The following is a 19,659-nucleotide window of genomic DNA, read 5'->3' on the forward strand; positions in this document are numbered from 1 at the left end:
TCCACGCGGCCGGTTCCCCGATCCGGGCCGGGGGCAGGCAGTATGGAGGGCGTGACCACCCTTATCGATCATCTGCCGAACGACGCCGACCCCGATGCCCTCTTCGAAGCGTTCTCGACGTGGGCCGAGGAGCGGGGCATCTCCCTCTACCCCGCCCAGGAGGAGGCGCTGATCGAGGTGGTCTCCGGGGCGAACGTGATCCTGTCCACACCGACGGGTTCCGGCAAGAGTCTGGTTGCGGCCGGGGCGCATTTCACCGCGCTCGCCAACGATCAGGTGACCTTCTACACAGCGCCGATCAAGGCGCTGGTGTCGGAGAAGTTCTTCGAGCTCTGCAAGCTGTTCGGCACGGAGAACGTCGGCATGCTGACCGGTGACGCGTCGGTCAACGCGGACGCCCCGGTGATCTGCTGCACGGCCGAGGTGCTGGCGTCGATCGCGCTGCGGGACGGCAAGGACGCCGACATCGGCCAGGTCGTGATGGACGAGTTCCACTTCTACGCCGAGCCCGACCGGGGCTGGGCGTGGCAGATCCCGCTGCTGGAGCTGCCGCAGGCGCAGTTCGTCCTGATGTCGGCCACTCTCGGCGACATGTCCCGGTTCGAGGAGGACATCACCCGGCGGACCGGCCGCCCCACGTCGGTGGTCCGGTCCGCGACCCGGCCGGTTCCGCTGTCGTACGAGTACCGCACGACGCCGCTCACCGAGACGCTGACGGAGCTGCTCCAGACCCAGCAGGCTCCGGTCTACATCGTGCACTTCACCCAGGCCGCCGCGGTGGAGCGGGCGCAGGCGCTGATGAGCATCAACATGTGCTCGCGCCAGGAGAAGGACGAGATCGCCGCGCTGATCGGAAACTTCCGGTTCACCACCAAGTTCGGCCGCAACCTCTCGCGCTATGTGCGGCACGGGATCGGTGTGCACCACGCCGGGATGCTGCCGAAGTACCGCAGGCTGGTGGAGCGGCTGGCGCAGGCCGGGCTGCTGAAGGTGATCTGCGGTACGGACACCCTGGGCGTGGGGGTGAACGTCCCCATCCGTACGGTGCTGTTCACCGCGCTGACGAAGTACGACGGCACCCGGGTGCGCACCCTGCGGGCCCGGGAGTTCCACCAGATCGCGGGCCGGGCGGGCCGGGCGGGCTTCGACACGGCGGGCTTCGTCGTCGCGCAGGCCCCGGAGCATGTGATCGAGAACGAGAAGGCCCTCGCCAAGGCGGGCGACGACCCCAAGAAGCGCCGCAAGGTGGTGCGGAAGAAGGCCCCGGAGGGCTTCGTCAACTGGGGTCAGAACACCTTCGAGAAGCTGATCGGGTCCGATCCGGAGCCGCTGACCTCCCGCTTCCGGGTCACCCACGCGATGCTGCTGTCGGTGATCGCCCGGCCCGGCAACGCCTTCGAGGCGATGCGGCGGCTCCTGGAGGACAACCACGAGGACCGCCGCTCCCAGCTGCGGCACATCCGGCGGGCCATCGCGATCTACCGGTCGCTGCTCGACGGCGGGGTCGTGGAGCGGCTGGACGAGCCGGACGCCCAGGGCCGGATCGTCCGGCTCACGGTGGACCTGCAGTCGGACTTCGCGCTCAACCAGCCGCTGTCGACGTTCGCGCTCGCCGCCTTCGAGCTGCTCGACCCGGAGTCGCCGTCGTACGCCCTGGACATGGTGTCGGTCGTGGAGTCCACGCTCGACGACCCGCGGCAGATCCTGGCGGCGCAGCAGAACAAGGCGCGCGGCGAGGCCGTCCAGCAGCTGAAGGCGGACGGCGTCGAGTACGAGGAGCGCATGGAGCGGCTGCAGGAGGTCACGTACCCCAGGCCGCTGGAGGAGCTGCTGCTGCACGCCTACGGGATCTACCGCAAGAGCCACCCGTGGGTCGGAGACCACCCGCTCTCCCCGAAGTCCGTGATCCGCGACATGTACGAGCGGGCCATGACCTTCACCGAGTTCACCGCGTTCTACGAGCTCGCCCGGACCGAGGGCATCGTGCTGCGCTACCTCGCGAGCTCCTACAAGGCCCTGGAGCACACCGTCCCCGACGACCTGAAGTCGGACGACTTCCAGGACCTGGTGGCCTGGCTGGCTGAGATGGTCCGTCAGGTCGACTCCAGCCTCCTCGACGAGTGGGAGCAGCTGGCCAACCCGGAGGAGGAGAGCGCGGAGGAGGCGCAGGAGCGGGCCGACCAGGTCCGCCCGGTCACCGCCAACGCCCGCGCCTTCCGGGTGCTGGTGCGCAACGCGATGTTCCGCCGGGTGGAGCTGGCCGCGCTGGACAAGGTCGGGGAACTCGGCGAGATGGACGCCGACTCCGGCTGGGACGAGGACCGCTGGGGCGAGGCCATGGACGCGTACTGGGACGAGTACGAGGACCTGGGGACCGGACCGGACGCGCGCGGCCCCAAGCTGCTGCTGATCGAGGAGCAGCCGGAGCACGGGCTGTGGAAGGTGCGGCAGACGTTCGCCGACCCGAACGGCGACCACGACTGGGGCATCAGCGCGGAGGTGGACCTCGCGGCCTCCGACGAGGAGGGCCGCGCGGTCGTCCGGGTCACCTCCGTGGGGCAGCTCTGACGGTCCCGCCGGGGCCGTTCGCGGCAGCCAGGAGTTCCCGGGTGAAGGGGTGGGCGGGGGCGGACCACAGCTGATCCGCCCGTCCCTGTTCCACCACCCGGCCGGCCTCCACGACGGCGACCGTGTCGGCGAGCCCGGCGGCCACCGCCAGGTCGTGGGTGACGAGCACCAGGGCGGTGCCCGCCTCGTCCCGTTGCCGTCGCAGCAGTTCGCCGATGGCGTGCCGGGTGACGGTGTCCAGGCCGGAGGTGATCTCGTCGCAGACGAGGACCCGGGGCCGGGCGAGCAGGGCGCGGGCCAGCGCGGCCCGTTGGAGCTCACCGCCGGAGAGGCCCGCCGGCCGGCGCCGGGCGGTCTCCTCCGGGAGCCCCAGCCCGGCGAGGAGCGCCAGCGCCTCGGCCCGCGCGGCGTCGGCGGTGGCGCCGCGCAGCCGCACCGCGGTGCGGGAGACCTGGTCCAGCACGGTCCGGTACGGGTCGAAGGCGGCGTGCGCGTCCTGGAAGACGTACTGCACGGCGGCCAGTTGCTCCCGGCTCCGGCCGCGCAGGCTGCGCGGCAGCGGGCGGCCGTCCAGGAGGACGCGGCCCGACCAGTCGCGGTGCAGGCCGGCGAGGCAGCGGGCGAGGGTGGTCTTGCCGGAGCCGGAACGCCCCACCACGGCCAGGCACGTGCCCGCGGCGACGGCGACCGAGGCGTCCCGCAGCACGACGGCGCCGGTGCGGCGCCCACCGTGCCGGGCCCGCACCGCGACGGCTTCCAGACACGGCGCGCCGTCTTCCGGTGCGCGGTCCCCCGCCCCGGGGGTCCGTACGGGGACCGGTGACGCGTCCCGGGCGAGCAGCGCGCGGGCGGCCGGGTGCCGGGGGGCGGTGAGGACCTGTTCCGCGGCGCCGGACTCGACCGCGCGGCCGTTCTGCAGCACCACGACGGTGTCGGCCAGTTCACGGACCAGGTCGAGATCGTGGCTGAGCAGCAGCAGCCCGATGCCCCGGGCCCGCAGCTCCCGCAGTTCGGCCGCCATCCGCCGTTTGGTCAGCGCGTCCTGGCCGGTCGTGGGCTCGTCGGCGACGACCACCCGGGCGCCGGAGAGCAGCGCCTGGGCGAGGACGACCCGCTGCTGCTGGCCGCCCGAGAGCTGGTGCGGGAAGCGCCGCAGCACGGTGTCCGGGTCGGGGAGCTGGGCGAGCCGCAGCGCTTCGGCGACCCGCGCCGTGCGGTCGGCGCGGGTGCCGGGCGTGCGCCGGGCGATGTCGCCCAGCAGCGCGCCGGCCCGGCGGGCGGGGTTGAGCGCGGCGGCCGGGTGCTGCGGGACGTATCCGGCGCGCCCGCCGGGGACGTCCACCCGGCCGGTGACGCGCGCTCCCGCCGGGTACTCGCCGAGGAGGGCGAGCCCCGTCGTGGTCTTGCCGCTGCCGGAGGGCCCGACGAGGGCGGTGCAGCGGCCGGGGAGCACGGTGAGGCACACCCCGTCGACGAGCGTCCGGCCGCCGGTCACGACCCGCAGGTCCTCAATCCGTGCGACGGGCTCGGTCATGGGGCTTCCTCCGGTGGGCGAGTACGGCGTCGAAGAGCAGGTTGGCGCCCATGGACAGCGCGACGACGAGCAGAGCGGGAACGGTCACCGCCCAGGGCTGGACGGCGAGTCCGGTGCGGTTGCGGTCGACCATCACCGCCCAGTCGGGCGCCCCGGGGGTGACACCCACCCCCAGGAAGGCGGCGGTGGCGACGAGGTACAGCGCGCCGGTGAGCCGTACCCCGGCGTCCGCGGCCAGGGTGCGGCCGATGGCCCGCCCCACGTGGCCGAGTGCGATCCGCAGCCGGCTCTCGCCCTGCATGCGCAGGGCCTCCACGGCCGGGCGGGCGGCCACCGCGGTGGCGGCGGCGCGCACCATCCGGGTGGTGTCGGGCACGGCGATGCCGGCCACGATCAGCGCGAGTCCGGCCGCACCGGGCGCGAACAGCGCGGCGACCAGCAGCAGAAGGAGCAGGGACGGCACCGCCAGGACGATGTCCAGCGGGCGCATCAGCAGCTCCTCCAGCCAGGACCGGCGGGTGAGCGCGGCGGTGAGCCCGGTGGGCACCGCGACCAGATAGGTGAGTGCGGTGGCCGCGAGGGCGATCAGCACCACCGACCGTCCGCCGAGGAGCACCTGCCGCCACACGTCGGCGCCGGTGACGTCGGTGCCGAGCCAGTGGCCGCCGCCGAGGGTGAACGACGCGGCGCGGGGGCCCGGTTCACCCGCGAACCAGGGGCCCCCGAGGGCGAGCAGCAGCGGTACCGCGAGCAGGACGAGGCCGAGTCCGGCGCGGGCGGGGAGAGCTACCGGAAAGCGGGCGAGCCGGGTGCGTCGGGTGCCGGACCGGCGAGGATCCTCGTCGGCCGGGCGGGCGGACGGGACGTTCGTGCCGGGGGTCATGCGGCGGCCTCCGATCGGGGTGCGAGCCGGTACACGGCCACGTCCGCCGCCAGGTTCACCGTGACCGTGACGACGCCGAACACCACGGCGAGCCCCTGCATCACCGGGAGGTCCCGGGCGGCGACGGCGTCCACCAGCACCGTGCCCAGCCCGGGTATCACGAACAGCGCCTCCACGACGATCACTCCGGACAGCAGCCAGTCGCAGGTACGGGCGAGTTGCTGGACCGCGGGCGCCACCGCGTTGGGCAGCGCGTGCGCGTACCGCACCCGGGCCCCGGCGAGCCCGTACCGCCGGGCCTGCGCGACGTACGGCGAGGCCATCGCCTCGATCATCCCGGCGCGGACGAGCCGGCTGATCGAGCACACCGGGCGGGCGAGCAGCACCAGTACGGGCAGGACGAGGACGGCGGGCCGGCCGAGCAGGGGCCCGGCGCCGAGGGCGGTCGGCGGCAGCCAGCCGAGCCCGAGGGCGAACACGGCGACGAGCAGCACACCGAGGGCGAATTCGGGGACGGCGTGGATGCCCAGCGTGCCGGCGCTGATCGCCCGGTCCACCCGGCCGCCTTCGTGCCGCGCGGCCAGCACCCCGAGCCCGGTGGCCACGGGGACGATCAGCAGCAGCGCGCAGAGCGCCAGCAGCAGGGTAGGGCCGGCGCCCGCCGCGAGGGCGTCGGCCACCGGCCTGCCGGAGACCAGTGAGTGCCCCAGGTCGCCGTGGAGCAGTCCACCCGCCCAGTCGAGGAAGCGTTCCGTGGCGGGGCGGTCGAGCTCCAGGGTTTCCCGGATCCGCTCGATGCGCTCCGGGTCGGGGTGGTCCCCGGCGAGCGTGACGGCCGCGTCCCCGGGCAGCGCCTCGGTGAGCAGGAAGACGAGCAGGACGACGCCCGCGATCTGAACGCCGCCCAGCGCCAGCCGCCGCGGCAGCCAGGCGCGGCCGGCGCTCACGCGAGCCACACCGTGTCGAAGCGCGCCCAGTCGAGAGTGTTGGCGGGGGCGTCGGCCCGCACCCCGCGCACGGTGCGGGCCGTCCCGACGATCCAGTCGGCGAATCCCCAGACGAGGAAGCCGCCTTCGGCGTGCAGCCGGCGCTGCATCCGGGCGTAGAGCGCGGTCCGCTCCCCTTCGTCCCGGGTCGACTGGATCTGCTGGTAGAGCGCGTCGAAGTCCCGGTGCTTCCAGTGCGTCGCGTTGGTGGTGGAGTCGCTGAGCAGCCGCTGGGAGACATGGGACTCGATGGGCATCGCGCCCGAGCGGTAGCAGCAGAAGGTGCCGGATTCGAGGATGTCGTTCCAGTAGGTGTCCTTGTCGCCGACCGCGATCCGCACGGTCACGCCGGCCCGGGCGGCCTGGTCCTTGAAGATCTCGGCGGCCTCCGGGAAGCCGGTGGCGACCGGGGAGGTGTCGAGGGTGACGGTGAGCCGGTCGTGCCCCGCCTCGCGCAGCAGCTTCCGGGCGCGCTTCAGGTCCTGTTCGCGCTGCGGGAGCCCCTCGGCGTAGTAGCGGTAGCCCTTGCCGAACAGGTCGTTGCCGACCTCGCCGGCGCCGGAGAGCGCCCCCCGCACCAGTTCCTCGCGGTCGGCGATAAGGAAGAACGCCTCGCGGACCCGCCGGTCATCGAAGGGGGCCCGGTCGGTCTTCATGGCGAACGCCTGCATGGCGCTGTTCCGCATCCGCACGATCCGGATCTGTCCGCCGTGCTCGTGGGCGCGGGCCGTGGTGGGGTTCAGCTCGTGCGCGTACTCGACCTGGCCGCCGAGGAGGGCGTTGACGCGGGCCGACTCCTCGCCGGCGATGACGAATTCCAGTTCGTCCAGGTGGGGGGCGCCCTCCCAGTAGTCGTCGAAGCGCTTGACGACGAAGGAGCGGCCGGGCCGGAAGGAGACGAAGCGGAACGGCCCCGAGCCCACCGGCTCGTCGAAGCGGCCGGCACCCTCGGGCACGATGTACGCGCCGAACGCGGCCAGCACGTTGGGGAATTCGGCGAAGGACCGCTTGAGCCGGAACTCGACGGTGCGGTCGTCCACGGCCCGGCTGGCGTCGAGGTCGATGGGTTCCAGGGAGGCCTTGGCGCGGAACGCCCGGTCGGGGTCGGCGATCCGGCGGTAGCTGTAGAGCACGTCCTGCGCGGTGACCGGCTTGCCGTCGTGCCAGTGCGCCCTGCGGAGCGTGACCCGCCAGCGGTCGAGCCCGCCGTGCGGCTCCCAGCGTTCGGCCAGCCGCGGCCGGGCGGTCATGTCGGCGCCGAAGTCGGCGAGCTTGTCGAACAGGGCCTTGGCCCGGGCGGCGTCGACGAACAGGCTGCCCAGGTGGGGGTCGAGCGATTCGGCGGCGCCGCCGCCGGCGAACGCGGCGCGGAGCCGCCCGCCGCGCCGCGGCCTGCCGCCGCCGGAGGCACCGGGGCCGGTACCGGGGCCGGTGGCGCAGCCGGCGAGCGCGAGGGCCGCGGCGGCACCGGAGCCGGCGGCGAGCGCTCGGCGCCGGGTGAAGGCGGAACCGCCGAAGGAGGAGCCGGAGGAGTCAGCGGAAGAGGGCTCGGTGGAGGAGGAGTCAAGGGAAGAGGGGTCGGCGGGGAAGCAGCCGGGGCGGGGTTCGGTCATCGTCGTCCGTCCTGGGTCGGGATGGGCAGCCGGAGGGCTCGGGGCGGATTTGGGGTTCGGGTATCGGGTGCGGGGCGGCGGGCCGGCTCCGCGCGTCGGCGGCCGGGGGCCGCGGTGCGGAGGCGGTGCAAGGCGCACGTGCGTCGGCGGCGCAAGGCGCGCGGTGCGCGGTGCGCGGTGCGCGGTGCGCGGTACGCGGTACGCGGTACGCGGTGCGCGGTACGCGGTACGCGGTACGCGGTACGCGGTGCGCGGTACGCGGTGCGTCGGCGCGGGACCACGCCATCGGGCGAGGGGTGTCGGGGCCGCGGGTCAGGGGGACAGCCGGGCGACCAGGTGCAGGCGGTCCCCGTCGGCGGTGCCGGTGGGCGCGGGTCCGCCGGGGCGCCAGGCGGGATCGGTGCGCGGGCCGGGGCCGTCGTGCAGTTCCAGCACCTCGAACCCGGCCGAGGCCAGTACGTTGCGCAGTTCCTGCGGGAAGAGCAGCCGCCAGGCGGAGTGCTGTTCCACCGGCGGTGTTCCGGCGTCGGAGGTCCACACCCGCCGCCGGCGCAGCAGTTGGGCAGTGCGGTCGACCCGGAGGGTGGTGGTCGAGGTGTGGGTGGTGCCCTGCCAGGTCAGGTCGCGGGTGCGCGGCCGGTCGAGGAGGTCGGTGCGGCCGAGGAAGTACGCGCCGTTGCGCATCTCGGCAACGAGCAGGCCGCCGGGGGCGAGATGCCGTCGGCAGCTGTCCAGGAAGCCGGTCAGCTCGTCGTTGGTGTGGCAGTAGAGCAGGGCGCTGTCCAGGCACAGCACGGCGTCGACGGTGCGCCCCAGGTCGAAGGTGCGCAGGTCGGCGCGGCGGTAGTCGGGGCCGGGGTGACGGGTGCGGGCGTGGTCGAGCATGGTCCCGGCGAGGTCGATGCCGAGCACGTCGCGGCCCTGCCGGTGCAGCCAGTGCGCGTCGCGGCCGGTGCCGCACCCCGCGTCGAGTATCCGGTGCCCCGCGCCGTGCCGGAGCAGCACGTCCTCGGCCCAGCGAGCGGCGATGCGATCGTGGTCGGGGAACTGGGCCTCGTACAGCTCCGGGTGGTCGGTCAGCAGGTTCCCGCTCATGACACCTTCTCCCGGGAGGCGGCGGTGGCAGCGGCGGGCCGGGGCTGCGGCTCGGGCAGGGCGCGGAGCCGCCGCAGCCGGTCGACCCCGGCGGCCGAGAGGAGCCCGAAGGCGAGGCAGCACAGCCAGGGCAGCCAGTCCCGGCCGGTGCCCCGGCCGGTGTCCATGGCCCAGCCGACGGCGGTGTTCCCGACGGCGGCGGCGATGCCGGAGACGACGTAGAAGATGCCGAAGTAGGTGCCGGTGAGCTCTTCCCGGCCGAACTCGGGTATGAGTTCCATGACGAACGGCTGGGCCACCATGATGCCGAGGTAGAGCAGGAACGCTCCGGCGAGGACGGGCAGCAGCCGCAGCGCCGCCTCCCCCGCCCCGTCGGCGGGCGGTCCGCCGAGGGCCGCCGTCGGCGGCAGGAACGCGAGTCCCATGAGGACGAGCCCGGCCGTGATCCAGCGTCCCCGGCTGCCGCGGTGCTTCAGCCGGGTGGTGACGCGCAGTTGCAGGGCGAGGTTGGCGACGGTGCCGACCAGGAACACCGCGCTCGCCGCCCCGGGGAGTCCGGTCGCGGCACGGGCGCCGTCCGGGAGGAGCAGATAGAGCTGGTTCTCCAGGGTGAACATGCCGACCATGGCGGTGGAGAACGCCAGGAAGCGGCGGTTGGAGAGGACTTCGCGCCAGTCCCCCAGCACGCCGCCCCGGTTCGCCGGCACCTCACGGGCGGGCAGTACGACCGCCTGGGCGATGGTGAGGACGGCGAAGATCCCGGCCGCGGTGAGCGCGGAAGCCCGGAAGTCGACCAGCAGCAGGGCGCTGCCGAGCAGCGGGCCGATCAGTGCGCCGGTCGTCGCGAACATGTTGAACAGCGCGAACGCCTCGGCCTTGCGCTCCCCGGACTCGACGGAGAGGTAGGCGCGGACGGCCGGGTTGAACAGCGCGCCCGCCAGCCCGCTCAGTACGGAGGCGGCGATCAGCACCGGGAGGTCGTCACCCAGGGCGAACAGGCCGAACCCGACCGTGCGCAGGGCGCAGCCCGCGATGATCACTCCGCGGGCGCCGAGCCGGTCGGCAGCCGAGCCGCCGACGATGAACAGGCCCTGCTGGCTGAGGTTCCGCACGCCGAGCACGATGCCGACGACTGCGGCGCTCATCCCCAGGTCCTCGCCCAAGTGGGTGGCGAGATAGGGGATGAGCAGGTAGAAGCCGGTGTTGACGCCGAGCTGGTTGACCAGGAGCAGCTGTACGGCGAGGGGGAAGTCCCGGACGGTTCGGAGGGTCTTCACGGGGCGGCCTCTTCTTCGGGTTCTGCGGGTTCTTCGGGTTCTGCGGGTTCTGCGGGGGTGGTGCGTGGTTCTTGGGGTGTGGTGCGTGGTTCAGGGCCGGGGCGGATGCCGGATGGGGTGCGGTGCGGTAGTGAGGTGGGGTGGCCCGGCGGGGTGCGGTGCGCGGCGGTGACGTGGTGGCCCCCAGCGGAGACGTGGTGGTCCACGGCCGAGACGCCGAGGCCGGGTTCCGGTGCGGCGCGGACCGTGCCGTCGGTGCCGCCGATCCCCTGCCAGGGGTCGCGGGCGAGCAGGAGATGACCGTCGAGGTCGACCCAGGTGGCCCGGTCCACGAGGTGCACGGCGGGGGCGATGCCGAGGGAACTGGCGGTGAGACAGCCCAGCATGACGCCGGTGCCACTGCCTTCGAGGGCCGCGCAGATCCGCAGCGCCCGGTGGACACCGCCGCACTTGGCGAGCTTGATGTTCACGCCCTGGACGCGGCCCGCGAGACGCAGGGTGTCCTCGTACCCCGTCGCGTCCTCGTCGGCGATCACGGGCAGCGGGGAGTGCTCGGCGAGCAGCGCGAGGGTGTCCGGATCGCCCGGGGCGATGGGCTGTTCCACGGCCTCGACCCCGGCCGCCGCGAAACGCGGCAGCAGCTTCTCGGCCCGGCGGGGGCTCCAGGCGCCGTTGGGATCGAGCAGCAGCCGGACGGGGCCCGCCGCATCCCGCACCGCCGCCACCCGGTCCAGGTCCTCCGCCGGATCGGGGGACCCGGCCTTGATCTTGAGGACGGTGAAGCCCTGGCCGACGAGGGCGCGGGCCTGTGCCGCGGCCCGGTCCGGGCCGGTGATGCCGATGGTGCGGGCGGTGGCGGCGGCCGGTGCGGCCGGTGCGCCGAGCAGCGCGTGCAGCGGAAGGCCGGCCCGCCGGCCCACGAGATCGAGCAGTGCGCTCTCCACGGCCGCCTCCACACCGGCGGGTGTGCCGAGCGGCAGCAGTCCACCGTGGTGGAGCGTGTCCAGTGCGGTTTCCGGGTCGGGAAAGCGCGCGAGGGCGGGCGCGAGGCCGTGCAGCGCGCGGGCGGCGTCGGCCGCGGCGAGTCCGAGATAGGCGGAGCCGACGGCTTCGCCGTGGCCGGACACGCCCCGGTGCTCCACACGCACCCACACCGCGTCGCGCGAGGACATGACGGAGCGGGAGATCCGCAGGGGTTCCCGCAGGTCGAGGGAGGTGGTGCGCACGGTGAGCCTCATGGCCGGTCCTCCTGGCGGGGGCGGTGCGGTCCGAGCACGCCGGGTGCTCCTGGCGTTCCGGTTGCTCCGGGCGCCCGGGGCGTTCCCTGCGCCCCGGGGTCGACGACGGTGCGGCAGCGGGTCCAGCCGGTGGCCTCGACGGCGCACGGATGGGGGATCTCGACGGGCCGGTCGGCGGGCGGCCCTCCGGTGCCGAGGCCGTGGGCCAGGCAGTAGTCGTCGTCGAAGACCGTGTGGAGGTAGCGGTGCGGGCCGTCGGGGAAGACGGTGGCGACCGCCGCTCCCGGCCGGGTGCGGGCCGCCCAGGCGGAGACCAGGGCGACGGCCCCGGTGCTCCAGCCCCCGCTGACGAAGCAGCCCCGGGCCAGCCGCCGACAGGCGTCCACGGCCTCGAGGGGACCGACCCAGTGCACCTCGTCGAACAGCTCGTGCCGCACGTTGCGCGGGTGGATGCTGCTGCCGAGGCCCCGCATCAGCCGGGGTCGGCCGGGCTGTCCGAAGATCGTGGAGCCGATGGAGTCCACCCCGATGACGTGCAGTCCGGGCCAGCGGCGCCTCAGCGGCCCGGTGATCCCGGCGCTGTGCCCTCCGGTGCCGACGCTGCACACCAGCACGTCGAGGTGGTCGAGCGCGTCGCCGATCTCGGCGGCCATGGCGGCGTACCCGGTGGTGTTGTCGGGGTTGTTGTACTGGTCGGGCCAGTAGGCGTCGGGGAGTTCGGCGAGCAGTTCACGGAGCCGGGCGATGCGGGCGGCCTGCCAGCCGCCGACGGGCGCGGGCCGGTCCACGAGTTCGAGCCGCGCTCCGTGGGCCCGCAGCAGCCGGCGCATGGACGCTTCGAGTTCGGTGTCGCCGACGAGCACGATCGGGTGGCCGAGGGCCTGTCCGGCGAAGGCCAGCCCGAGCCCGAGCGTGCCGGAGGTGGACTCCACGACGGGCGCGCCGGGCCGCAGTTCGCCGCGGGTCCGGGCACCGTGCAGCATGGCGACGGCGGCCCGTGCCTTCATCCCGCCCGCGCCCTGGGCCTCCAGCTTCGCCCAGAAGCCGGGGTGGGGCAGCGGCAGGGGCGCGGTGATCCGGGCCATGGGAGTACGGCCCAGCAGGGCCAGCAGCTCCGGTGCGGCGGGCTGTTCGGTGACGGTCGTGGTCATCCGGCACCTCCCGCGCCGTGCGGGGCCGCGCCGTAGCGGTGGACTGTTCCGGGGCCACCGTCGAGCCAGAAGAAGGGGTAGGGCTCGGCGCTGACCGCGGTGACCCCGGCGCCGAGGAACCGCGGCAGCACGGCACTGCCGGTCTGCGCGAACACCACGAACGGCTTGGCCGTGGCGCGGGCGTGCTCCAGCAGCGGCTCGAACGTGTCGTTGCCGAGCGTCATCCCCGAGGCCAGGATCGCGTCGCAGTGCGGGAGTTCGGCCATGGCATCGGTGCGGATCCGGTCTCCCCACTCCGTGGTGCCGCCCTTGAGGTCGCAGGGCACGTACGCCGTGCCGCGCTCCCGCAACTGCTCCAGCAGGGAGTTGACGACGCCGACGACCAGCACCCGCCGCACCGCGGGAGCAGGCGGCAGCAGCTCGACGACGGCCCGGGCGCGGGCCCGCGACTTGTCCAGGCTGCTCCCGGCGGGCAGCGGATACGGCTGCGCCCCCTGGCCGGGTGCGTGCGGGAGCCGGTGCATCAGATAGGCGTCCAGCGCGGCGACCCGCACGGCCCGCAGCGGGTGGCCGAGCAGCCCGGCGACATCGGCGCCGACGCACTCGTCGAGGGTCGCGGGAGACAGCTCACCGGGCTCCACGGCGCACGAGCCGACGGCCTCGGCGAGCCGCAGGCTGAGGACCTCGTTGCGATAGCCGCCGGAGCGCCCGTCGTGGCGCACCGCCTGGCAGGTGGTGAAGGCGAGGGTGATGCGCAGCCGGACCGGATCGGGGCCGAACTCCCCGTCCCGGACCCGACGTACGAGCTCGGCCCAGGTACGGGCAGGGACCGGGGCGGTGGGCACGGTTGACGCAGTGGCCAGGGGCACCGTCGAGGCGGTGGCGGTGGACACCGTCGATGCGGTGGCGATGGAAACACTCGATGCGGTGGATGCGGCGTTCACCGGACACCCTCCCCGGCATCGGCAGGCGCAGGCGCATGCTCACGCTCTTGTCGGGCCGGGGAGGAGTGACCGGCCGGCCGCACCGGGCGCAGCTCGGCGGGGTACGGTCCGGCCGGCTCCGCGGGCTCCCCCGGCTCCGTGGTTCCCGTACCTCGTGGGGCGTCGGTGTCGCGTGGGACGTCCCTGTCACGTCGTGCGTCCCTGTCGCGTGGTGCGTCCCTGTCACGTGGTGCGTTCGTGCCTCGCGGGCCGTCCGTACCTGCGTCCGCGGGGCCGAGGGTTCCGTCACCAGCGTACCGGGGATGCAGTCCGGCGAGGATCTCCGCCACCTTGGACCGGGCTCCAGCCCCCGTGGTGTCGACGGCCAGGACATGCCCCAGGTACTCGTTGTTGCTGGTGGCCGTGCGTACCGTCCGGCCGGGTTCGGCCAGTTGCAGTTCCCGGACCCCGGGCGCCCGTCCGGCGGCGTCCGCTCCGTCGAAGCCGGTGAGTTCGCCGTCCCGGTCGGGCAGCAGGAAGCCGATGGCCGCGCTGTGCACTCCTGTGGGGCGGGGGTGCAGATCGGGCCGGCGGCCGAGCGCCACGTCGACGGCCGCGGCGGCGAGGTCGACTCCGTTGACGTGCCGCACCAGTTCGGTGATGCGGTTGCCCGCGGGGCGCGGGTTGACCTCGACGACGCGCGGGCCCCGGTCCGTCAGTTTGATCTCGGTGTGGGCGACCACCTGGTCGAGTCCGAGGGCGGCGAGCGCGGCCACCGCCGTGCCGGCCGCGGCGCGCTCCTGGTCCGCGTCCAGTCCGGCCGGGAACATGTGCCCGGTCTCGATGAACGACGGGGCGCCGCCCACACTCTTGTCGGTCACCCCGACCACCTGGCACGTGCCGTCGTGGGACACGGTCTCCACGCTCACCTCCGGCCCGGTGAGCAGCTCCTCCAGCAGGACAGCGGGGGTACGGCGCTGCCCCCGGGCATTGACCGGGAAGGCGCGCAGCGCCTGGTAGCAGTCGGCCAGTTGAGCCTTGTCGGCAACCTCCCGCACGTACATTCCGGCGCACAGATCGACCGGCTTGACGACCAGGGGGAAGCCGATCCGCTCGACAGCCGCCGCTACCTCGGTCCAGTCCTCGCACACGGCGTAGCGCGGGCCCGGCACCCCCGCGGCCTCCAGGGCCCGTCGGGTCGCGTCCTTGCGGCAGGCGGCCTCCACGGCCTGCGGGGCGGGCCCGGGAAGCCCGAGGTGTTCGGCGACGCGTGCGACGGCCGGGAGGTAGTAGTCGCAGGACGACAGCACGCCGTCGAACTCCAGCACCTCGTGCAGCCGGGCCGCGTGGGGCAGCAGGGCGGACAGGTCGTTGGTGTCCGCGGTGACGACGTTGTGCGCGGCGAGCAGATGCGGCGCGCCGGGCGGGGCGGACCTCAGGTAGTGGTGCAGGTCCCTGGTGAGGAACGTGAATCGATGCCCGGCTTCGCCGATGGCGCGCGGCAGAAGCCTGCTCATGGCTCCCACCCAGCTCTCGATCATCAACAGATGTCCCACGGTGTCCCTTCCAGTGGTCCGGCCCGTCGTCGGGGCAGCGGCGTTGACCGAGCAAGACGATATCGATAATCATTTTCATTGTCATCCCGGAGCCCCTCCGCACATCGATCCGCGCATCGATCCCCCTATCGAGAGACGAGCCTCATGAACTCCCCCGCACCGCGTCGCCCTTGGCGTTCACCCGCCCTGTTCTGCACGGCCGTCGCCCTCGTGACCTCGGTCACGCCGGCCCTTCCGGCCCGCGCCGGGGCCGCACCGGCAGGAGGCGCGGTGGCATCCGCCGAGCGGCCGCGCTTCACCCCGTGCCCCGCCGACGTCCCCGCCCCGCCCGCACCCGACCGCATCGAGTGCGCCACGCTCCGCGTACCGCTCGACCGGCGGCACCCCGAGGGCCGCCGCACCGACATCGCGATATCCCGCATCCCCGCGTCCGGGAAGCCGTCCGAGCGGCGCGGCATTCTGCTGGTCAACCCCGGCGGGCCGGGCGGTACCGGACTCGACTACGCCACCACCAAGCGGGCCAAACTGCCCGAACCGGTGCGCCGCTCGTTCGACGTGATCGGCTTCGATCCGCGCGGCACCGGGCGCAGCGGCCCGGCGGACTGCGGCCCCATGGGCGGGCTGTTCGACGCGCCCGGACGCGACCCTCTGCCGCACGAAGCGGCCTCCGAGCGCGCGCTGCTCGACAGCCTGCGGCACACCGCGGAGGACTGCGCCTCCGGAACGGGCACCGCCCTCCCCCACCTCGGCACCACCGAGGCGGCACGGGACATGGACGCCATCCGCGCCGCCCTCGGCGAGCGCCGGCTCAGCTTCCTCGGCGTCAGCTACGGCACCTATCTGGGCGCCGCCTACGCCGCGCTGCACCCCCGGCGGGTCGATCGCATGGTGCTGGACAGCGTCGTCGCCCCCGAGGACTGGCACGACTTCGACCTCCGGCAGGCCGAGGCGCTGCTCCGGGCGCGCGACAGGTTCTTCGACTGGGCGGCCGCGCACCCCGCCCGGTTCCGGCTGGGCGCGACCCGCGCGGAGGTCCGCGCCCACTACACGCGCGCCCGCCTCGGCCTCGCCGGGCGTCCGGTCGACGGATTCGGCCCCGCCGCGTTCGACCGGGCGGTCTACCGGGCGCTCGGCCGCACCGAGCGCTGGACCGGGGTGGCCGCGGGGATCCGTGCCTACCTCGACCACGGCGCGGTGGACGGCCTGCGCCCCGCCGAGCCGTTCGCGGGTCCCGAGTCCCGGACCTACGAAGCCGCCAACCGTGCCGTCAAATGCGCCGACGGCCCCGGGCCCACCCCGTCACGGATCCGGCACGACCTGGACCGGCTGCGCTCCCGCGACCCGCTGCCGGTGCTCACCGGCATGGAGGCCTGGACCTGCGCCTACTGGTCCCACCGGCCGGACCGCCGGACGGCGCTCGGCTCCGCCGCCGTCCCCTCGGTCCTGCTGGTGAACTCGGCGCACGACCCGGTGACCCCGCTCGCGGGGGCGCGGGCCATGCATCGCCGACTGCCCGGATCGCGGCTGGTGACGCTCCACCAGGACTACTCGCACGGCGTCTTCGCCAGCCGCGGCAACGCCTGCGTGGACACCACCGCCGCCGAGTACCTGGTGCGGGGCACGGTGCCACGGCAGGACGTCCACTGCACGGGGCCCGGACTGCCGAACCCCGCTGACGGTACGTCGGGGTGAGGGGGACAGGTCGCCGCGTGGTTCGTCCGGGTGCCCGTCCGGGCCGCCCGGTTCGTCCGAGTGCCCGTCCGGGCCGCCCGGTTCGTCCGAGTGCCCGTCCGGATCGTGCGGGCGCAACCGGCTCATAGGGGACGCACGGGCAGACGGCGAGTGTCGTACGCGGCGGGCCCGGGTGGGACGCCGGACGGGGGACGGGGAGGGCGCGGAGGGGAGGGACGGGGTGTGGCTTGAGGTGCGTGTGCGGACAGGCAAGCGGGGGGCCGACTCGATGGGGCGGTGCTGCCGGGACTCCCGTCCGGGTGGGGGCCCTCCCCCTCCCCTCCCCTGACCCATTCCCCGTTCGGCGACGCGCTGTCCGACCTCGGCTCTTCTGCGCATCCCGTGACGCAAGCAGCACGGAGTCCCCTGCGCGGGATTCACCACCCGGCCACAGCCCGGAGTACGGGGATGGCCGGATCACGCTCTAAGGTCTGTCTTCCGAACCGGGCTCAGCAGAGGAGCGAGGCCCGGTCCGGGCCACCTCCCCACCGCAGCCCCGGGGAGCGCCACCCGGCGGAGACGCCCTCCCGGATCCGGAGCATCGCCGGCCGGGAACACCGCCGTGAGGTGCGGCCCCCGGGCACGTGGGACCAGCACGATCCGTACGGCAGACCCGGTCCGGCGCACCCGGCACCGGGAGTGCCGGACACGAGACGAGGAGCAGTGATGACCAATCCCGCCGAGCGGCTCGTCGACCTGCTCGATCTGGAACAGATCGAGCTGAACATCTTCCGCGGGCGCAGTCCTGACGAGTCCCTGCAGCGTGTGTTCGGCGGCCAGGTTGCCGGGCAGGCCCTGGTGGCGGCGGGGCGGACCACGGACGGAGAACGGCCCGTGCACTCCCTGCACGCCTACTTCCTGCGGCCCGGGCGGCCCGGCGTGCCGATCGTGTACCAGGTGGAGCGGGTCCGGGACGGCCGCTCCTTCACGACCCGTCGCGTGGTGGCCGTGCAGCAGGGCCGCACCATCTTCAACCTGACTGCCTCCTTCCACCTGCCGGAGTCCGGCATCGAACAGCAGCTGCCCATGCCCCAGGTCCCCGGGCCGGAGGACCTGCCGAACCTTGCGGACGAGATCCGGGAACACCTCGGTGCGCTGCCCGAGAGGCTGGAGCGCATGGCCCGGCGGCAGCCCTTCGACATTCGCTACGTCGACCGGCTGCGCTGGTCCCAGGAAGAGCTGAACGGCGTGGAGCCGCGCAGCGCCGTGTGGATGCGGGCCGTCGGACCGCTGGGTGACGACGAACTGACCCACACCTGCGCCCTCACCTACGCAAGCGACATGATGCTTCTGGACGCGGTCCGCGTACCGGTGGAACCGCTCTGGGGCTCGCGCGGGTTCGACATCGCTTCCCTGGACCACGCCATGTGGTTCCACCGGCCGTTCCGGGCGGACGAGTGGTTCCTGTACGAGCAGGAGTCCCCCATCGCGACGGGAGCGCGCGGGCTGGCACGGGGCCAGATCTTCGACCGTAAAGGCCGACTTCTCGTGTCCGTGATGCAGGAGGGCCTGTTCCGCAGGCTCGACGACTGAGGCCGGGACCTCGTCCAGAGGCCCGGTGGCCCAGCCGCAGGGGCGCTGGCCCGGAGCACCGGAGCACCGGGCACGGAGCACAGGGCACGGGCACGGGCACGGGCACAGAGACTCTCGGCTCCGAGGACCGGCGCTTCGGCAACCACGAACCCGAGGACCGAGAATCCGCAGACCGGGACTCCTGGGAAGCAGGGACTCCGGAAGCGCATGCCCGGAGGCAATGGCCCCATCGGCTGTGGGCCGAGAGGACACGACCAACACGGCCGTGAACACCGTCCATTCCCATGGCCCTCACCTGCCCCGGGGGCGCCGCGGGCCATCCGGGCCCGGTGCAGGCGTCCGACGGCTGCCGGTCTCCGGCTTCCGTCCCGGTGGCCGACGGGACCCACCCACCACGGGACGGCCGGCCCGCGGCACGGCGACCACCGGGGCGGCCGGACCAGTCGAATCGATCGGAGCGGTCGGAGCAGGCAGGGCTGTGGCGACGGACCCACCCCCTGGACCGCGCTCGTCGTACCGTGGCGGCTCCTCTGGTGCGGACTCGCCCAACGGATCGGCCCCGTCGTGCGGTTCCGGCTGCGGCCTCCGGTCGGACGGGGCGTCCGGCGCCGGACGGGCCGCTCTCGCTTCCTCCATGGAGAGCACCAGACCGATCCGGTGCCAGAGGATCTCGTCCGGGTCATCCGCGGTGATCAGCCGCCGCACCACGCTCCAGGTCGGAGTCTCGACACGGGGCACGGGCACCAGGGCGGGCCGCAGCCCCCGCAGGTAGTCGCGCTCGGCGGGATCGTCGACGACGGCCGCGAGCTCCTCGGTGCTGAGCACCGCGGCTGATACCGCCGCGCGCTCCCATGGGTCCTCCGTCTGCCGCACCAGCTGCCCGATCCGGCGACTGCGCCAGTTCCGGGCCCGCCAGTCCTCTCCGGCGTCCAGCATCGACCGGAGGTTCCTGGGTGTACTGCCGGTCAGCAGGCCCGGATGGCGAGCCGCGAACGTCCGCAGCTCCGCTGCGGCATACAGCCACACCACGGCCCGATAGCGGTTGAGACGAAAGGTCACCGGGCTGAAGCAGCCCACCTTCGCGAGACGGGTGAAGCGCTCCGGCGTGATCCCCATCAGCTCCGCCGCCGCTGCCGTCCCCAGAAGTCGGACGCGCTCCCGCAGCCCCCGCGGGAAGCCCTCGCCCCGGGTCAGCCGGGACACCTCGGCTCGCGGCACCCGTCGGCGCCCCGAGCCGTGCTCGGTGACCGTCCGCACTTCGTCCAGCTGGACCGCGAGGTCCAACTCCCTCGGCTTCAGGCCCAACTCCTCCGCGGCCCTTCCGAGCGCAAGCGTCTCCTCAGTACCCGGCACTCCCTGCACTCCATGCCGTACTGCCATGACGGTCCTCCCCCGGCCACGCTCCACGATCCGTTCACTCTCGGTGACGACCGTAGCCGGGTTCGGCTCATACCGCGGGGGCCTGTGGATAACTCTTCGCGAGTGCGGTGGCGGCCACCCCGTCGCGCCGCAGAGGCCTCTCTGAGAAGCCTCGCTGAGAGACCTCCCTGCGGGACGTCCCATCAGGAGCA

General features: G+C 73.9%; 13 protein-coding genes and 1 pseudogene. 3 read left to right on the forward strand and 11 right to left on the reverse strand.

Features of this window, described 5'->3' with window-relative positions; translation table 11 throughout:
- The first annotated feature begins 42 nt into the window (after nt 1-42).
- The gene (locus tag ACFYYR_RS19975; protein WP_388854849.1) at nt 43-2,568 is read left to right on the forward strand and encodes a DEAD/DEAH box helicase; all 2,526 of its coding nucleotides are present in this window, start codon (nt 43-45) and stop codon (nt 2,566-2,568) included.
- Here ACFYYR_RS19975 and ACFYYR_RS19980 read toward each other — a convergent pair.
- The 10 genes and pseudogenes from ACFYYR_RS19980 to ACFYYR_RS20025 all read right to left on the reverse strand — a co-directional run.
- Nucleotides 2,546-4,102: an ABC transporter ATP-binding protein gene (locus ACFYYR_RS19980; RefSeq protein ID WP_388854852.1), complete on the reverse strand. Its 1,557-nt coding sequence runs from the start codon at nt 4,100-4,102 to the stop codon at nt 2,546-2,548. The genes ACFYYR_RS19975 and ACFYYR_RS19980 overlap by 23 nt on opposite strands.
- Complete coding sequence (locus ACFYYR_RS19985) at nt 4,077-4,985, reverse strand: ABC transporter permease subunit (protein ID WP_388854855.1); 909 nt, start codon at nt 4,983-4,985, stop codon at nt 4,077-4,079. Before ACFYYR_RS19985 ends, ACFYYR_RS19980 begins: the two co-directional genes overlap by 26 nt.
- Nucleotides 4,982-5,932, reverse strand: a complete 951-nt coding sequence (locus tag ACFYYR_RS19990; protein WP_388854858.1) for an ABC transporter permease — start codon at nt 5,930-5,932, stop codon at nt 4,982-4,984. The genes ACFYYR_RS19985 and ACFYYR_RS19990 overlap by 4 nt, the downstream gene beginning before the upstream one ends.
- Complete coding sequence (locus ACFYYR_RS19995) at nt 5,929-7,584, reverse strand: ABC transporter substrate-binding protein (RefSeq protein ID WP_388854861.1); 1,656 nt, start codon at nt 7,582-7,584, stop codon at nt 5,929-5,931. Before ACFYYR_RS19995 ends, ACFYYR_RS19990 begins: the two co-directional genes overlap by 4 nt.
- 312 nt (nt 7,585-7,896) lie before the next feature.
- On the reverse strand, nt 7,897-8,679 hold the full coding sequence (locus tag ACFYYR_RS20000; protein WP_388854864.1) for a class I SAM-dependent methyltransferase: 783 nt from the start codon (nt 8,677-8,679) through the stop codon (nt 7,897-7,899).
- Nucleotides 8,676-9,956, reverse strand: a complete 1,281-nt coding sequence (locus ACFYYR_RS20005; protein WP_388854866.1) for an MFS transporter — start codon at nt 9,954-9,956, stop codon at nt 8,676-8,678. The genes ACFYYR_RS20000 and ACFYYR_RS20005 overlap by 4 nt, the downstream gene beginning before the upstream one ends.
- Entirely contained in the window at nt 9,953-11,194 is a 1,242-nt protein-coding gene (locus tag ACFYYR_RS20010) for a dipeptide epimerase (RefSeq protein ID WP_388854869.1), read from the reverse strand. The genes ACFYYR_RS20005 and ACFYYR_RS20010 overlap by 4 nt, the downstream gene beginning before the upstream one ends.
- Complete coding sequence (locus ACFYYR_RS20015) at nt 11,191-12,345, reverse strand: PLP-dependent cysteine synthase family protein (RefSeq protein ID WP_388854872.1); 1,155 nt, start codon at nt 12,343-12,345, stop codon at nt 11,191-11,193. Before ACFYYR_RS20015 ends, ACFYYR_RS20010 begins: the two co-directional genes overlap by 4 nt.
- Nucleotides 12,342-13,208 carry a Rossmann-like domain-containing protein gene (locus tag ACFYYR_RS20020; protein WP_388855424.1) on the reverse strand — a complete coding sequence of 289 codons (867 nt, stop codon included), beginning with the start codon at nt 13,206-13,208 and terminating at the stop codon, nt 12,342-12,344. The genes ACFYYR_RS20015 and ACFYYR_RS20020 overlap by 4 nt, the downstream gene beginning before the upstream one ends.
- Nucleotides 13,209-13,585: 377 nt before the next feature.
- Nucleotides 13,586-14,824: pseudogene (locus ACFYYR_RS20025) on the reverse strand (ATP-grasp domain-containing protein); the annotation flags it as partial.
- Between the two features lie 270 nt (nt 14,825-15,094).
- On the opposite strand from ACFYYR_RS20025, the gene ACFYYR_RS20030 reads away from it, so the two are divergent.
- Complete coding sequence (locus tag ACFYYR_RS20030) at nt 15,095-16,516, forward strand: alpha/beta fold hydrolase (protein ID WP_388854875.1); 1,422 nt, start codon at nt 15,095-15,097, stop codon at nt 16,514-16,516.
- A 705-nt stretch (nt 16,517-17,221) separates the two neighbouring features.
- A complete protein-coding gene (locus ACFYYR_RS20035; protein WP_388854877.1) occupies nt 17,222-18,088 on the forward strand; it encodes an acyl-CoA thioesterase in 867 nt (288 codons plus the stop codon).
- Between the two features lie 291 nt (nt 18,089-18,379).
- On the opposite strand, the gene ACFYYR_RS20040 is transcribed toward ACFYYR_RS20035, so the two are convergent.
- A complete protein-coding gene (locus ACFYYR_RS20040; protein WP_388854880.1) occupies nt 18,380-19,441 on the reverse strand; it encodes a DUF6397 family protein in 1,062 nt (353 codons plus the stop codon).
- Nucleotides 19,442-19,659: the final 218 nt, after the last annotated feature.

Origin of the sequence: Streptomyces sp. NPDC001922, assembly GCF_042891165.1 — a bacterium.
Classification (GTDB): domain Bacteria; phylum Actinomycetota; class Actinomycetes; order Streptomycetales; family Streptomycetaceae; genus Streptomyces.

What these genes read in the sequence shown, in the direction of transcription:
- ACFYYR_RS19975 (WP_388854849.1), top strand. Translation starts at nt 43, where the DNA reads ATGGAGGGCGTGACCACCCTTATCGATCATCTGCCGAACGACGCCGAC.
- ACFYYR_RS19980 (WP_388854852.1), bottom strand. Translation starts at nt 4,102, where the DNA reads ATGACCGAGCCCGTCGCACGGATTGAGGACCTGCGGGTCGTGACCGGC.
- ACFYYR_RS19985 (WP_388854855.1), bottom strand. Translation starts at nt 4,985, where the DNA reads ATGACCCCCGGCACGAACGTCCCGTCCGCCCGCCCGGCCGACGAGGAT.
- ACFYYR_RS19995 (WP_388854861.1), bottom strand. Translation starts at nt 7,584, where the DNA reads ATGACCGAACCCCGCCCCGGCTGCTTCCCCGCCGACCCCTCTTCCCTT.
- ACFYYR_RS20000 (WP_388854864.1), bottom strand. Translation starts at nt 8,679, where the DNA reads ATGAGCGGGAACCTGCTGACCGACCACCCGGAGCTGTACGAGGCCCAG.
- ACFYYR_RS20010 (WP_388854869.1), bottom strand. Translation starts at nt 11,194, where the DNA reads ATGAGGCTCACCGTGCGCACCACCTCCCTCGACCTGCGGGAACCCCTG.
- ACFYYR_RS20015 (WP_388854872.1), bottom strand. Translation starts at nt 12,345, where the DNA reads ATGACCACGACCGTCACCGAACAGCCCGCCGCACCGGAGCTGCTGGCC.
- ACFYYR_RS20035 (WP_388854877.1), top strand. Translation starts at nt 17,222, where the DNA reads ATGACCAATCCCGCCGAGCGGCTCGTCGACCTGCTCGATCTGGAACAG.